Annotated in this window: 10 protein-coding genes; 9 read left to right on the top strand and 1 reads right to left on the bottom strand. The window is 49.4% G+C overall.

Annotation, left to right across the window (positions count from 1 at the left end):
* Positions 1 to 67: 67 nt before the first annotated feature.
* Positions 68 to 2,101, bottom strand: a complete 2,034-nt coding sequence (gene uvrC / locus AC27N8_RS20285; RefSeq protein WP_487069221.1) for an excinuclease ABC subunit UvrC — start codon at positions 2,099 to 2,101, stop codon at positions 68 to 70.
* A gap of 198 nt (positions 2,102 to 2,299) precedes the next feature.
* On the opposite strand from uvrC, the gene selB reads away from it, so the two are divergent.
* The 9 genes from selB to AC27N8_RS20240 all read left to right on the top strand — a co-directional run bounded on the left by selB (position 2,300) and on the right by AC27N8_RS20240 (position 15,476).
* Positions 2,300 to 4,261, top strand: a complete 1,962-nt coding sequence (selB, locus tag AC27N8_RS20280; RefSeq protein ID WP_487069220.1) for a selenocysteine-specific translation elongation factor — start codon at positions 2,300 to 2,302, stop codon at positions 4,259 to 4,261.
* A gap of 382 nt (positions 4,262 to 4,643) precedes the next feature.
* Positions 4,644 to 6,623: a protein kinase domain-containing protein gene (locus AC27N8_RS20275; RefSeq protein WP_487069219.1), complete on the top strand. Its 1,980-nt coding sequence runs from the start codon at positions 4,644 to 4,646 to the stop codon at positions 6,621 to 6,623.
* A gap of 297 nt (positions 6,624 to 6,920) precedes the next feature.
* On the top strand, positions 6,921 to 8,330 hold the full coding sequence (locus AC27N8_RS20270; RefSeq protein ID WP_487069218.1) for a glycosyltransferase family 4 protein: 1,410 nt from the start codon (positions 6,921 to 6,923) through the stop codon (positions 8,328 to 8,330).
* A gap of 262 nt (positions 8,331 to 8,592) precedes the next feature.
* The gene (locus tag AC27N8_RS20265; RefSeq protein ID WP_487069217.1) at positions 8,593 to 9,975 is read left to right on the top strand and encodes a glycoside hydrolase family 57 protein; all 1,383 of its coding nucleotides are present in this window, start codon (positions 8,593 to 8,595) and stop codon (positions 9,973 to 9,975) included.
* Positions 9,976 to 10,213: 238 nt separating this feature from the next.
* Complete coding sequence (locus AC27N8_RS20260) at positions 10,214 to 11,224, top strand: lytic transglycosylase domain-containing protein (protein ID WP_487069216.1); 1,011 nt, start codon at positions 10,214 to 10,216, stop codon at positions 11,222 to 11,224.
* Between the two features lie 347 nt (positions 11,225 to 11,571).
* Positions 11,572 to 12,168 (top strand): enoyl-CoA hydratase/isomerase family protein, encoded by a 597-nt coding sequence (locus AC27N8_RS20255; protein WP_487069215.1) that lies wholly within the window; start codon positions 11,572 to 11,574, stop codon positions 12,166 to 12,168.
* A gap of 259 nt (positions 12,169 to 12,427) precedes the next feature.
* A complete protein-coding gene (locus AC27N8_RS20250) occupies positions 12,428 to 12,997 on the top strand; it encodes a hypothetical protein (RefSeq protein ID WP_487069214.1) in 570 nt (189 codons plus the stop codon).
* A 1,026-nt stretch (positions 12,998 to 14,023) separates the two neighbouring features.
* Positions 14,024 to 14,686 carry a hypothetical protein gene (locus AC27N8_RS20245; RefSeq protein ID WP_487069213.1) on the top strand — a complete coding sequence of 221 codons (663 nt, stop codon included), beginning with the start codon at positions 14,024 to 14,026 and terminating at the stop codon, positions 14,684 to 14,686.
* Positions 14,676 to 15,476 (top strand): PhnD/SsuA/transferrin family substrate-binding protein, encoded by an 801-nt coding sequence (locus AC27N8_RS20240; RefSeq protein WP_487069212.1) that lies wholly within the window; start codon positions 14,676 to 14,678, stop codon positions 15,474 to 15,476. Before AC27N8_RS20245 ends, AC27N8_RS20240 begins: the two co-directional genes overlap by 11 nt.
* The last annotated feature ends 72 nt before the right edge of the window (positions 15,477 to 15,548 follow it).

Genomic DNA, 15,548 nt, shown 5'->3' with positions numbered 1-15,548 from the left:
GCTAGCACTCTCTAAAAGACGGTTCCCTGCGTCCTTCTACTAGTAGAAACAGCACGTAGAGGGGCGTTTATTCCAGACGCCCTATATATTCTTTGACTTTACTGGCTGAATCATGTGTCATGCCTTCTAAGGCAGCAAGATCGTCAAGGCTGGCGTTGCTGATGGCCCGTACCGAGCCAAAGTGCTTTAGGAGGATCTGTTTGCGCTTGGGACCTATGCCGGGTATCTCGTCAAGGACGGATTTAAAGGTGCGATTAGAACGTAGCTTGCGGTGATAGCTGATGCTGAAGCGATGCGCCTCGTCGCGGATACGTTGCAGTAGATAGAGTCCTTGTGATGCACGTGGCAGGATAATTGGTGTGCTGGCTCCCGGGATATAGATTTCTTCGGCCGTCGTGAGTTTGGTGTGGGAGCCTTCTTCTTTGGCGACACCAATCGTAGGAATCTCGAGTTGCAACTCCTGCATAACCTGCATGGCTGCGTTGAGCTGTCCTTTCCCGCCATCGATGATGATGAGATCAGGCATAGCCCAGTCGTGCTGGAGCTCTTTCTCCTCGCTTTCTGGTTCACCATCCTGAATGACTTCATTGATTGTCTCACCGATCGGGGCACTGATATCTTCGTCCGGAGCGCTGGACAGGGGCGAGACGTTGTTGGCGACCGCTCTGCGAAAGCGTCGACGTAGTACTTCCTGATGGCTGGCGTAGTCGTTTGGACCTTCAACCTGCTTGATCTTGAAGCGGCGATATTCGCTATTTTTGGGTCGACCTGCTTCAAACACAATCATGGCTCCCACCGAATTGGTGCCCTGCGTGTTTGAAATATCGTAACACTCGATCCGTTGCGGCGGTGTGGCTAGATTGAGAGCATCTTGTAACTCGTGCAAGGCTAATTGCGTTTTTTGCGTGTCCGTTAGCCACTTGATACGCTGTTGCTCCAGGACTTGCTGCGCATTTTGTTTGACCATCTGGATCAGGCGTACCTTGTCTCCGCGCTTGGGTGCAGTGATGTTCACAGTGGCAGAACTACCGCGCTCCACAGATAGTTTACGCTTCTCTCTGAGCCAGTTTTGGACGATCGAACAGTCATCGGGTTCAGCCTCGACGATGATCTCCGGGGGCACATGAGGAGATGTTTCGTAGAACTGTGGTAAGAATGAAGCCATGATCTCACCCGGACTACTATCACGTGTGCCCTGGAGTATAAAGTATTCGCGTCCGACCAACTTACCAGCGCGGAAGAAGAATACCTGAGCGCATGTCTCATCATCGCCGCTCGCCAGAGCGATCACATCCTGATCATCTTGCTCTTCCGTGTTGATGACGCGCTGCTTCTCCAGGATACGCTCAACCGCCTGGATACGGTCACGTAAGCGTGCCGCCTCTTCGAAGCGCAAATTTTCGGCGGCTTGATCCATCTGGATATGCAAGCTTTTTAGCACCTCATCGTGTTTGCCTTCCAGGAACAGGATCACCTGATTGATAATCGCGTTGTACTCTTCTCGCGTGGTGTAGGCAACGCAGGGAGCGGTACAACGATGAATGTAATATTGAGTGCAGGGCCGGCTTAACAGCTTTTGTTTCCATCCTGGAGGCGTCTCCTTGCCCTCTGGAGGAGCCCAGGCGCTCGCATCGTAGCGGCAGGTGCGAAATGAAAAGAGTTTATTGAGCAGGTCCAGTGTCGCGTCGACCGCGCCCGAGTTCGTGTATGGGCCAAAATAGCGGTTTCCGTCATGATGGAAGCTACGGACACGGTAGACACGCGGAAAGTCCTCTGTCACTGCCACTTTGATGTAAGGATAGCTTTTGTCATCCCGCAGCAACACGTTGTACTTGGGACGGTTCTGCTTGATATAATTGCTCTCCAGTACGAGCGCCTCGACCTCATTCTGGACCACCAGAAACTCAATATCATCAATCTTGCTGACCATACTGCGATTCTTAGGACTATGATCGGTCGATTCCTGGAAGTAGGAACGTACACGTTGGTAGAGGGAGATGGCCTTGCCTACGTAAATAATGGTTCCTTCAGCATCTTTCATCAGATAAATGCCGGGCTTATGCGGTAATGAGTTTAGCACTGACTGGATTTTTTCGTTCATTTATCACTATCCATCTTGGAAATAATCTGTCTCTGCCTGCTGGTGTCGTCCTTTTGTGCTGTTATTATACCGCCTTGTAGGAAACATGTCGATGCACAGAGAAACAGCTTTTCCCAATAGCAAGGACGGCATTCCTGAGGTATACTGAAGATGATAGTATGAATCCATCAGTTGCGTACAGGTTATCGTTAGGAAATTATGAGCTGTATCGGAACCGCAGGCCATGTAGATCATGGCAAGTCGACATTAGTACAAGCGCTGACTGGCATTGATCCTGATCGTCTGGCCGAAGAAAAAGCACGCGGAATGACAATCGATCTTGGTTTTGCGTGGTTACAATTGCCAGGCGGACGTGAGGTGAGCATTGTTGACGTTCCAGGCCATGAGAGCTTTATCAAAAATATGCTGGCTGGTGTGGGAGGGATCGATGCGGCTCTACTCGTGATCGCTGCGGATGAGGGGATCATGCCGCAGACGCGTGAGCATCTCGCGATCCTCGACCTATTGCACGTGTCGCAAGGGATTGTGGTCCTGACAAAGGCTGATCTGGTCGATGATGAATGGCTAGAACTGGTGTGCGAGGAGGTCGCGGCCTATTTGAAGCCTACCACGTTAGCCGGCTCTGCCATCATCCCTGTCTCTGCGTATACGGGACGAGGTTTGCCCGAACTCCTGCGTGCTTTAGATGATCTGCTGCAAACATCATCTGGACGTAAAAATATTGCCCGCCCGCGTTTACCCATTGATCGGGTCTTTTCCCTGACAGGATTTGGTACCATTGTCACTGGTACTTTACTCGATGGCGTGTTAAAAGTAGGGCAGGATGTGGAAATTCTTCCGCAAGGACTCAAAACCCGCGTTCGTGGTTTGCAAACGCATAAACAACAGGTTGATCTTACACAGCCGGGTAGCCGTGTCGCTTTGAATCTGGCGAACGTAGCGCGGTCTGATCTGGCTCGTGGCGATGTTGTGACGTTACCGGGACAATTGCGTCCAACTTTGCTCTTTGATGCGCGTTTGCAGTTGTTGCCAGATGCGCCACGTCCATTGTTACATAACACGTCGGTGGATCTGTATGTAGATGCTCAGGAAATATCTGCTCGTGTGCGTCTGCTTGATACTGATGAGTTATTGCCAGGACAAAGCGCATGGGTGCAACTTCGTTTGAGCCGTGCGGCAGTCGTTGCACGTCGCGATCGTTTTATTGTGCGGATACCATCTCCAAGTACAACTATTGGGGGTGGTGAAGTCATCGATGTTAATCCGCGCTATCATCGACGTCGTCAAATGGTCGTGTTGGAGACGTTGGAGCGTCTGGAACATGGGACGCCGGATGAATTGGTGCTGGCTGCTCTCGATCGTCGTGATCGAGCGCGTATAGCCTCAAATGCGCTTCAGGGCTTGATCGGTTATACCCTTGATGACGTGCGAATGCAGTCTAATCTGGCTTATGATGTGACGCAACACACACTAGAGTCGTTGTTATCAGAGGGAAGAGTATATAGGATAGGTCCCTATTGGTTTGCTCAAAGCGTCTGGGAGATCCTGACCGCTGAGGCTCTGCGCTTGGTTGAAGACTACCACCGGCAGTATCCTTTACGGAGCGGGCTCTCCAAAGAGGAGTGGCGGGCACGTTTGCATCTCTCCGCAAAAATGGCAACCGAGGTTTTTTCTGCATTGCAGGAAAGTAGGTCTGTGGAGATGGTGGAGACGGCTACGGAGCAGGGGGATGGACCAGTGTCGGCACGAACTGGCGGGCTGATTCGGCTTCCAGGATTTCGGCCGCATTTTACAGCCGAGCAACAACATCAGATTACCTATCTCTTAGATCTCTATCGTAGTAGTCCATACACGCCTCCCATGCGCGGAGAGGCTGAAGCTATGACGAGTTCTGAGGTCGTGAATGCTTTGATAGAGCAGGGAAAATTAGTCAAGCTGGGAGATAGCGTCTTGTTCTTGCATGCAACCTATACCGATGCCCTGAAGAGGCTTGTGGCCTTTATGCGAGAGCATGAGCATATCACTGTGGCGGAAGCCAGGGATGTGCTGGGCACAACCCGTAAGTACATTTTGCCTCTGCTGGAGCATATGGATGCGCTCCATGTGACGCAGCGGCGGGGAGATGAAAGGATCTTGCTTCAAAAGGTACCATTCAATTGAAAACAGACGGCCTGAAACTCCCATGTAGTGCGGTCCTGGTAGGAGAAAAGGGGCAGAAAGAGCAAGCTTCTTGCTGAATACTCCTACTTTCCGGTAGAGTGTTCCATTCTAAGGTAGAATAAGTTACAATGATGGCTCAGGACTCTCTCATTGTATTCAAAGGAGATGGTCCGAGATCCAAAAGCTGGCGAGTCACATTGCATCATAATGTGAGACAGAGTGAAAACGTTATCTGATGCTGTAACAGTATCAATTCTAAATGAGCATTTGTAGTAGGACTATTGAACTGATCATGTCTGGTGCTAGCAGGTATGATAGCAATGCTTGTCCAGCAGACAAGGAAAGGGCACTGTAAACAGTCGCCCAAACAGTGCGGAGAGCTATGCAAATCGAAGTTTTGGGTGAGCGATACCAATTACAAGACCCGATCGGGCGCGGCGGAATGGCCACAATCTACCGAGGACGTGACATGCGCATGGACCGGTTTGTGGCTATCAAGGTGTTGCGCGAAGTCTACAGTACCGACCCAAAGTTTGTGACGCGCTTTCAGCGAGAAGCAAAGGCTGCATCTGCATTGCAGCACCCAAATATCGTGCAGGTTTATGACTATGGCCAGAGCGATGGAAACTATTTCATCGTAATGGAGCTGGTTGAAGGAACGGATCTGCGTCGTTATTTGCGCTCGCGGGGTGTCCTGGCCATGGATCGGGCCGTGATTATCGCCCATGATGTCGCCCTGGGATTAGGGGCGGCTCATCGCCGCAGTATTGTGCATCGCGATGTAAAGCCACAGAATATTATGGTTGGTCGTGATGGATCAATCAAATTAACCGATTTCGGTATCGCCAGTGTCTACAAAGACATCAATGACGAACGTCTCACGACGACAGGCATGACACTGGGTACCGTTCAATATTATGCCCCAGAGCAGGCACAAGGCGAGATTGTCAGTCCCGCTGCCGATGTCTATGCGCTGGGTATTGTGATGTACGAAATGGTAACGGGACGTACTCCTTTTGATGGAGATACTCCAGTTGCAGTTGCCATGCAGCACATCCAGGATGCTCCTGTTCCACCCAGTCAGCTCAATCCTAATATTCCTCCAGCCCTGGAAGAAATTATTTTGCGCTGCCTGGAAAAAATCCCCGAAATGCGCTTCCGCGATGGAAGTACATTGGCGCGTGCCCTTGAGTTGTTGGGGGAAGAAAACAGCGAGACTGTGGTACAGTCAACAAACTTCGTCCCTAATGGTGGCTCAGGGCCTGTATCGGCGCCTGGTCAGAGTTTCCCCTCTAATGGCGGAGTTCGCTCCGGACCATTTACCTCCTCTCCTAACCATCAGATCGGGTCTGGTGGATCGGGACCAAATAGCACTCCTGACAATGGTGCGGCCGCATTTCATGCTGATCAAGCATATCTACCACTCTCGGTCGATCCGGCGGGTGCGACCACGGCTATGGATCAGCGTCAGGTGCCGTATAGCAGCATGGGTGATATGGATGCTGGAGAAACACGTCCCTTCCAGCGTGGTGCTCTGAGTGGTGCTGGTGGTATTCAAGGACAGAAAAGTGCACGTACAACTGGTATCGTCACCGTGCTTATTTTACTTGCAACGGTATTATTACTCATTTTTAGTATTTATCTGGCAACCCAGTTAGGCTTTCTATCCTTTGCACCCAAGACTCTACATCCCACCCCTACAGTGACCGCTCAAACAGTATCCGTACCCAATCTTGTCAACATGACCTATCAAAAAGCGCAGCAAGCAGTGCAAGCCCAGGGTCTTAAGATTGCTGCCAGTGGCGACAATACAATTGGTGTTGTGACGGGACAATCGCCTAAAGCGGGAGATACTGTGGCTAGTGGCACGACAATTAATGTGCAGATGGGCAAGTCGCATAAAGTGCCAACCGATCTTGTCGGTCAATCGCTGGCGAATGCGGCGAAAGAGTTGAAGGGCCTGGGGATCGATTATCTCGTGGTTCCAGATACCGATGCTACGACCGGTATGACCGGTGATGCCAGAGGTCGAGGGGTTAGTTATGTCATTTCTGCTCAGAGCGATGCAGCAGGAGCAGATGACGATGCGAAGGTCATGCGTACTGATCCGGAGGCTGGAGCAACCCTGGCGGATAACCAGACCGTCACCTTGTACGTGACAAATTCATCTGCGACTCCGGCGGCTACTCCAACGTATACCGATCCGACGCCACAGCCGACAATGACGCCAACGCCACAGCCGACAGCGACACCGACGCCACAGCCGACAGCGACGGCAACGCCACAGCCGACGCCGACACCGCGACCGACGCCGACGCCAACCATAGGTATCCCGCTACCTGGTGCAACGGCGACGCCTTGATCGCCATATGTAGATTTATTGTCAATGAAGAGCCAGTCAAAAGAGCTTCAGCCAACTGAGGTATCCCTGATTGGCTCTTCACTTTTTCATCTATATTTGTTATAAACAGAAGGAACGTAGAGCACTCTCTATGTGCATAGATTAAATTGGTTGAGGTTTTATGCGTAGCACTTATGTTATACTATCTTGTAGAAAAGTACAGGTTATGGATAAGGTGCTATACTGCAACTAGAAGCCTTAAGAGTGTCTATGCTTCCCTTCTTAAGTCTATTAACTAGAGAACGAGGACAACCTGAGATGATAAAATTGGACGGAGCAATCTCCCCGGAGAATACCTTATTTGTCCTGCTCTGTTTTGAAGGGCCTGATGTCTACTCTACTGCGGGTGGCCTGGGTACACGCGTTTCTGAATTGAGCGAAGCGCTGGCAACTCAAGGATATACAACACATCTCATTTATATTGGAGACCCGTATAAACCGGCCGTAGAATATCGCGTGGATGGGCGTTTAATCCTCAAGCGCTGGTCGCAGTGGGTGAGTAAATATTATCCGAACGGTGTCTATGACGGTGAGGAGCCCAAGCTCTACGATTATAATGAGAGTGTCCCTTATCATATCTATAATGAAATTGTGCACACTGCTGTGGATGAGGGCAAGACTGTTGTGATACTGGGCGAGGATTGGCATACGGCAGAAGTGATGTGCCGTACCTCTGACTTGCTGAACTGGTTTGGTGTACGCCAGAAAGTGTTGATGCTGTGGAATTTAAACAGCTTGATGTCTTTAAATCGTATCGATTGGGGGCGTCTCAACTTTGTGACCACGCTATGCACGGTCAGCAAGTACATGAAGCATAAGATGTGGAGCTTGAATGTCAATCCCCTGGTGATTCCGAATGGCATCCCCACGCGACATCTAGACCCGGTTGATCCAGCCGCGATAACGCGTTTACGCAGTATCGTGCAGCGTGGAGATCCGAACCATATTTTCCTCTTTAAAATCGGGCGTTTTGATCCCGATAAGCGCTGGATTATGGCTGTGGAGGCGGTTGCTCGTTTGAAGGATGCGGGCTATCCGGTCACACTCTTTGTGCGTGGAGGTATCGAGCCTCATGGAGCCGAGGTATTCGGGCATGCATATCAGCGAGGACTCCATATTCAGGATGTAGTGGCGCAACGTCCCAATCTTGAGCAGTGTTTCGATGCCATTGAAAAGGCTGGACCTGCCGATATTTATAATCTGCGTTTCTTCTTGCCTGAGGAGTTCGTTCGTACGACGTATGCCGCGGCCGATGCTACCCTGGCTAACAGTGGGCATGAACCCTTTGGCCTGGTGGCACTCGAGGTGATGGCCGCTCAAGGTATTGCGGTGACTGGTTCGACTGGCGAAGATTATGCGATCTCTTTTGAAAATGCGATCGTGACTGAGACGGAAGATCCAGACGAGATTGTTGGCTATCTCTTGTATCTGCGGCGTCATCCCGAAGAGCAGGAGCGGATGCGTAAAGCAAGTCAGTATACGGCTCGACAATTCTTATGGGATCGTGTGATCGAAAATATGGTGGGAAAACTGGAGTTTCTGGCTCGTAAGCAGAATATTGTGTTGCCAACTGTCAGCATGATGGATGTGATTGCGGATGCTCCTGTGCGTGAACAACTTGCGCATGAGGAGAGTGTGGTGACGGCCAGGGCGACCAATAAAAAGTAGCGTATATTGTCTGTTGTAGAAAGACATTGCCTGACATTTCCCAGCAAAAAATAGATGTTTTGTGCGCTATCTTACTGGTCTGGTCGGATGTCACGTGGCGAGGCAAAGAAGGTGTTGGTGGTTCCTCTCCTCTGAGTAAGCGCTGGGGAGCCACCTGTGCATAAGTTGCTGTTTATCAATTGCGGGGAAAGATCCTGAGTTGCAGGGATGCGTAAGGTGTCGACAATGATCTGTATGCCAATTGGATGAGAGGATGACGAGTATGGTTGCGGACCTGGCGATCTACACGGTGGTTCATCAACCTCGGCGCTTAAAACTCCCTGCACAACCGATCCCGCATGGAGCGACGCCCGAAGAGATTGTACATTGCTTGTTTGATGAACGTATGAATGAGCACTATTTTCGGAAAGTGGCGCGTTATAGTTATTATCCCGCTGCACGCATGTTTCTTGACCTGGTACGCAAAGGGATGAAATTGTCAATTGGTTTCTCACTATCATTTGTCCAGCAAGCGGCCGTCTGGGATGAAACGTTGCTCGATCTGTTCCGCGAGTTGGTCGCGCACGAAAATGTTGAGTTAATAGGGGTTGAGCCTTATCATAGCTTTCTTTTTATGCTTGATCTCCCGACTTTTATCTCTAAGATGCAGCAGATGGCACTGGAATTGGAAACTATCTTTGGCAAGCGTCCGGTGGTAACGGATACCACTGAGATGTGTATGTCTTCCTTACTGTATGATGCTTTGGATCAAGCTGGCTTCCAGGGCGTTTTGATGGATGGCCGGCCCGCAGTCATGCAATGGCGTGAAAGCACATACCTCTATCAGTATGGAGTTGAATATCCTTATGCTCTGCCACCAGGCAGAAAAAATCTGCCACGCTCCGCCCGCAAAGCTGGCAGTTCCTCAATATCCCCTTACCTGCTGACACGCCATTTTGAGTTGAGCGATGACGTCGGCTATCGTTTCTCGGATCACAGCTGGAATGGTTATCCTCTATATGCCCATACCTATGCCGATTGGATTGCGCATGCGCGAGGCGATATGCTCCTGCTTGGCTGGGATTTTGAGACGTTTGGAGAACATCATCGTCAGGATAGTGGCATTTTTGATTTCTTGCGTGCGTTGCCGGATGAATTGAAGCTACGTGGCGTGAATACTTATACCGCGAGCCAATTGATTGAGCGGCATAAAGCACAGACGTATCATCTTCCACTCCCGGTATTTCCAACCACGTGGGCCGGTAGCGGAGATATGAATTTCTTCCTGGGGAACGCTGCTCAAAAAAACCTCCTGCAATTGATGGGTGATGTGTATAGCTTTGCCCAAATGACAGGGAACAAAGAGTTGATTGATCTGGCTATCTGGCTTACGCAGTCCGATAATTTACATTTGATTCAGTGGTATGGACATAGTGGCTCAGAAGCCGAGGTCTCGGCCTATTTTACTCCCAGTGAATGGTGGGCTTTGGGCTCTGATGGGGTGATTCATGAGCAGCAGCAGGTCTTTATCAATGCTTTGTACGCGATGCGCCCATATCTACCGGCACATTTATGGAGGCAACCGGAGCGAAAGAAAACACGGGCTGCTAAGGAAGTGTTGGTTGAGCGGGTACCAGAATTAAGTTATGTTGCGCGCCATGCCTGAGGCATGCGCCTCTTCCTGAAGATAAATGTCCACAGCTCACCGCGATGAAGGGCTAGAAGGTTAAATCCTTCTAGCCCTATTTTTATGTTTTTGGTTAAGATTTCATATATGATCTTCTATGACTTTTGACCTACATTGAGCTTAATGCATTGACGGCACTCCCCAAACTTCGCTAAACTTCAGTTTAGTAATAAAAAACCACAGTGTAAAATAGCTTTGTTATGATGAGGTAGGGTTAATGCAACGATTTCACTCTTTGCGGTTAGAGGATGACGATGATGCTGACTTTTCAGAGGATGGTATGCTGGAGATTGCTCTGGTACCTTCCACAAAAGAAACCAATTCTGTTCGGGCCGCACAGATCAACCCGCTTCCAGTATTTCCATCAACGGAGCCTACACGCGCTGTACAGATAAGACAGACGGATAGTAGCTATCATCCTGTTGTAATCCAGAATGGGCAGCCGGCCCAATCATTAGTGCTGGCCTTGCACTCGACGATGCGCTCTCCGGCTGTGGGAATGCGACAGCCTATTGTGATTCCTGGCGATCGCAAACGCCAGCGGAATACACAAGCACTCACTCTGCCTGAAGAAAAAGCTGGCATTCATCTGCATACACGCCATATGTTGGTTGCGCTTGCTACATTCTGTGTCCTGATGTTCACTATGTTTTCGCTGACCCCCCTGGGTAGTGGGCAAAGTGGTATGCCGGTTTTTGATGGAGCCATCAAATGGGTACAAACTCAGCAACTGAATTGGACTATCATTGCTGGGCAGGTTGTCAAGGCTGCTCCAACACCCGCACCACAGCCAGCAACGGTACAGAACGCTGCTCCTGCTACCACTACGACGACTATTTTGCCACAGAGCCAGTACGTGGCTATAGCGGAAGCGGCCGCCACTCAGTATGGTATCAGCCCGACACTGTTTGTACGTCAGATCAATCAGGAAAGCGGATTCAATCCATATGCTGTCTCTCCCAGTGGCGCAGTTGGTATAGCGCAATTTGAGCCTTCGACTGCGGCGGCCGAGGGTGTTGATCCTTATGATCCGCAGGCGGCATTGTACGGTGCTGCTCGGTTGATGGCAAATTTGTCTGCTCAGTACGGTGGAGATTATGCGAAGGCGCTGGGAGCGTATAATGCAGGCCCTGGTACTGTCAATGCGGCTGTTGCTGCGGCTGGTGCCGCCTGGTTATCTTATATGCCTCTAGAGACTCAGAATTATGTCGCTATCATTCTGGGATAACCTCTCCGATGTCGTAGCGTCGGACGCTTGCGTACTATGTTCCAGTAGCTCGTATGAGACAGCTAGCTCTCAGCTCACCACGCTGGGGCTCCTAATCGTACGTCGAGTGGGACATCGTACGCAAGCGTCCGACGCTACGGTGTCTTCGCTTCGCTCGACATTAAATGACATCGCCTGAGTCGATATGTGCTTGAATTTCTTCTATGATAAGGATATACTTAGTAGAGAATGAGCTAGGAGCTGTCTGAGATTTTTTGGATGGAACGAAGCTTTACCTATACTAATTGTCTATCTCTCTGCTAGCTACGCGGAAGAGCTAGCAGTTTACACGAAGGATATAACACCCCATGTCGGATCTCCATATCCGTCAGCGCAACGATATACTCTGGCTCATCTTTGACCGACCTCCTCAAAATTTGTTGACTGTTGCTATGCTTGAGCAACTTTTAGCCGCTCTGTTAAAAGCTATTAAAAAGCCTCCCCGCCTGATTGTGTTGACTGGTATGGGTGAAGAGGCCTTTTGTGCCGGGATTGATCCTTTGGATGCTACCGCTGCACGGCGCGAGGCGCTTGTACATATTGCCTCTCAAGTAGAAGAAGCGATGGCGGAGGCACATGCTCTGAATATTCCGAGTGTCGCAGTTGTCAAAGGGGCTACGCGTGGAGTCGGTTGCGAGGTGGCTGTGCTGTGTCAGATGATTTTTGCTCGCGATGATACCACGTTCCAATTTCCCTCCTCTTCGGAGCGTCTGTTCCATCACTCTGTGTTACGTACATTGTCTGCGTTGCCGAAAAAAGCGGAGATTGATCGCTTTGTAGAAAGCGCTGAGAGCTTCACTGTGCAGGAGGCGATGCGTCTGGGTATAATTGATCAACTTTTGCCAGACAAACGCTTTTTGCAGGATACAGAAGAGTTGCTCACTATGCTGGTGGCAACTGTGTGATCCTCTACCCTGATAAATAAAAAAATATCACTTTTTATCTATGACGTTGACGCGTCGCTTATGTGCAAGCCTCCTCGTTTCTTGTATTTTTTCAGCCTCGCGATAGATATGAGTGCGTTGCTTTGGATAAGGTGCCTTTGTGCATCTCATGAGAAAATTTCGCTCATGTTTTTGTCGGGAACTTTTGGCGTATGGGGGCCGTCATAATAGTAAGTTGTCCTTATTAGAAAATTAGTTGTTGACGGAAAAGGAGTTCAAGATGGATTCTATGCAGAGAAAATCCACACGAGAACGATATATATCTCTTACAACTGTTGCCATCTTTGTGATACTTACCTGTATCCTGTCGGCCTGTGGTTTCAACGGAGGAGGAACTTCTACAGCGACTGGAGGTTCAAGCTCTGCTACTCCAACGCCGGTTGCGTCAACACCAACTGTGACAACGGTTGCGGGCTACGGAGCCACTCAGGGATGTCCAAGTGATTCAGTCGTAAGTAATATATCGAAGGCGAACGTTATAGCAGTTGTGACAGGCACAACAAGCACTAGCACCGCTGGCGAAGTTGTTACGGCTCATGTCGGTGATGTAATTGAGTTGCGTGCACCATTTGGTAAAAAGTGGAGTGGCCCACAAAATTCGTTGAGCGGCTTAACCTTGCAGAATCCAGCCGGCTACGCATTGAAAGCAAGTAGCGCCTGTGTCTGGCGCTTCGATGCGAAAAATGCTGGTACGACGAAACTCGATTTTACCAATCGCCCGATCTGTAAAAAAGGTGACATGTGCCCGATGTTCATTGCGAATGTGGAAGTTACTATCACCGTGAAATAATACATTCTCTCTTTTTTGTTTGCTCAGGAGAAAGTGTCTTCATATCTTCCTTGCCGTTTTCCCCCGAACGGTATATGAAAACCTTTCCCCTGGGCATTTTTCGTGCCGAAATCATGACACATTTTGCATTGATGCAGGTAGATAGTCTTGGAATGTATACATTGCCTATCATTTTATAGTGAATATCACCGTAAGGGATTTCTCTCTTACTCTGGCTTGTCGGGATTGTTTCTGGTCGCTTGTTTTCTGATATGACCAATTCAAGGCTACAAAACGAGCTGTGCACTGCCTTTAGGGATAATTATGAGTTGGAAATGTTCAGTATATGGCTATTTTATGCTCTTTGTTTGTGTGTTCCTTTCCTCTTTCATTTGTGATGTAAGTAAGCATAGAATTGTAGTCGAGTCGACTATTGACAGCGTGATTACTTCTCGCATACAATTGTTTGTAACCGCTGTTACTCTGATTGCGGAAACCAACTATAGCGCACATTGATTTGGGAGTGATAAAACAATGACAATAGAGCATCGTAGTTCCTCTCAGCCCGCCTCGCTGAGTGTGAGTCTTTTTTCTTTTGGCCGTATCTGTTTTTTTTCCTCTGTTGCTTGCTCCTCCATGTCCCACATGTCCATGTGCTGTCCTCACTGTCTTTAAGCTTCGCTGGTTCTTTTCTCCTTGCATCTAGATAAAAGATGAGTTCCAACTCGTTTTGAGCCGTGGCTAAAGCCGTGGCTTATAGTAGTTATTCAGATTACATCTTGAGTGCACTGAGATAGCAGAACGCCCACACGCCGGAACGATTGTATAGCCGTACTCATTAAAATATCTCTTTATACTACTGTTTAGCTATACATATAATTGTGTTCCATGCTTGAAATGTGTCTGCCTGGCTTTTGTTACTCAAATTTATGCCTGCTTGCTTTGACGTTTCTTCGAGCATGGCTCTGGCGCTATTCTTGATCGATTTTTAGATGCCATGGAAGCAGAAAAATGACTTCTCTCTTTACGCTGAATGGAGTGTGTGTGATGGGACAACACGATTTACCAATACAGGTGCAAGACTTACTGCAACTCTCTTCTAATAATGTCATCAAAGGACAACTTGATTTGATGGTGCTACGCCATATGGCTCAACAGTTGCGCCTGACTCTCTTGACGCTGGAGCAATCCAGCCAGACAACCTCGCCGCTTGTCTATGAATTTACGGAGCGCCGCAGCTCAAGGCATCGCATCGTCTTTTATCGGCCTGCAACGCTGATGACAGAAGAAGAGCTGTCCTTTGTGGGCTTTGTGAGTGGGCGTCACGCCGTTGAGGATGTCTCTATCGGCAATGAACTACGGTACGCGGATCAAGATATGCTGGCTCAACTGGTCCATATTCCAGGGCTGCTGGGCTATTCTTCGTTGGAGTTACAACCTGGACGTTGGTATAACCTGGTTGTCATGCGCAATTTAGATACAAAAGCTGATCTGAAGCAGATTAATCATCATCAGCACGCTGCATATCAGCTGGCACCGCGTGCCTACTCGTGGATACGTATCCACAGCGGCATTTTTCCAGGCGGCCTGGCACGGAATACACCGCGCTTGCTCAAGACCAAACATTACGCATTTCTCTCAGGCCATCACAATTTTCAGATGCACGAAGTTGTCTACGATGCACAGAATAAGGAGTCGCATGTTGGATAACTTATATGAACAGGCAACTGTGCACTTTGCTAATTTTCTTTCGCCGCTCTTGCAGGAGACGTATGATGCCATTGCGACATACGTTGGTCGTCAGCTTTCATTGTCTGTGGTTTCAGGCGCGAGTCTGGATCTGGCCGAATTTCAAGGTGGACAGGCGGATATTGGTTTCTTATGTGGATTACAATACGTCCGGTTGAGCGAAAGAGCCTACAACCCGGTCGAATTGCTGGCGGCTCCTGTGTTGCATAGCGCACGTTATCAGCAGCGTCCCATCTACTATTCGGATGTGATTGTGCGGCGAGAAAGTCCTTATGCCTCGTTTCGTGATCTTAGTGGATGCACCTGGGCCTACAACGAAGAGGCATCGCATTCCGGTTACAATCTGGTTCAATATAGTCTGCTTGAGCGTAAGGCTCATGGACGTTATTTTGGCAAAACGATTAAATCAGGCTCGCATCTGCAATCATTGCGCCTGGTGCTGGATGGCGAGGCCGATGCAACCGCGATCGATTCGCATGTGCTGGATGTGGTTTTGCAAAGGGATACACAGCTTGCCTCACAGGTTTCCATTATCGACATGTTTGGCCCATCATCGATTCCTCCAGTTGTCGCGGCGAGGAGGCTACCAGTGCAACTCAAGCGTGCTATCCTGGCTGTATTGGTCAGCATGCATCAGGATGCCCACCTGGCTGAGATGTTGCAATTGGGTGGTATCGAGCGTTTTGTACCTGTCCAGGATGAGTATTACGACGATATTCGAAACATGGTAGCTCGTGTACAATCAGCTTGAGCTCTGAGGGCAGATGTAACGTTCAGGAAGATGCATCTCTGGAGGTCCTGATAGGTTATAATGGAGACAATA

The sequence above is a fragment of the Dictyobacter sp. Z7_2 genome, from assembly GCF_057551105.1.
This window is presented reverse-complemented; position numbering and strand designations above follow the sequence as displayed.

What these genes read in the sequence shown, in the direction of transcription:
- uvrC (WP_487069221.1), bottom strand. Translation starts at nt 2,101, where the DNA reads ATGAACGAAAAAATCCAGTCAGTGCTAAACTCATTACCGCATAAGCCC.
- selB (WP_487069220.1), top strand. Translation starts at nt 2,300, where the DNA reads ATGAGCTGTATCGGAACCGCAGGCCATGTAGATCATGGCAAGTCGACA.
- AC27N8_RS20275 (WP_487069219.1), top strand. Translation starts at nt 4,644, where the DNA reads ATGCAAATCGAAGTTTTGGGTGAGCGATACCAATTACAAGACCCGATC.
- AC27N8_RS20270 (WP_487069218.1), top strand. Translation starts at nt 6,921, where the DNA reads ATGATAAAATTGGACGGAGCAATCTCCCCGGAGAATACCTTATTTGTC.
- AC27N8_RS20265 (WP_487069217.1), top strand. Translation starts at nt 8,593, where the DNA reads ATGGTTGCGGACCTGGCGATCTACACGGTGGTTCATCAACCTCGGCGC.
- AC27N8_RS20260 (WP_487069216.1), top strand. Translation starts at nt 10,214, where the DNA reads ATGCAACGATTTCACTCTTTGCGGTTAGAGGATGACGATGATGCTGAC.
- AC27N8_RS20255 (WP_487069215.1), top strand. Translation starts at nt 11,572, where the DNA reads ATGTCGGATCTCCATATCCGTCAGCGCAACGATATACTCTGGCTCATC.
- AC27N8_RS20250 (WP_487069214.1), top strand. Translation starts at nt 12,428, where the DNA reads ATGGATTCTATGCAGAGAAAATCCACACGAGAACGATATATATCTCTT.
- AC27N8_RS20245 (WP_487069213.1), top strand. Translation starts at nt 14,024, where the DNA reads ATGGGACAACACGATTTACCAATACAGGTGCAAGACTTACTGCAACTC.
- AC27N8_RS20240 (WP_487069212.1), top strand. Translation starts at nt 14,676, where the DNA reads ATGTTGGATAACTTATATGAACAGGCAACTGTGCACTTTGCTAATTTT.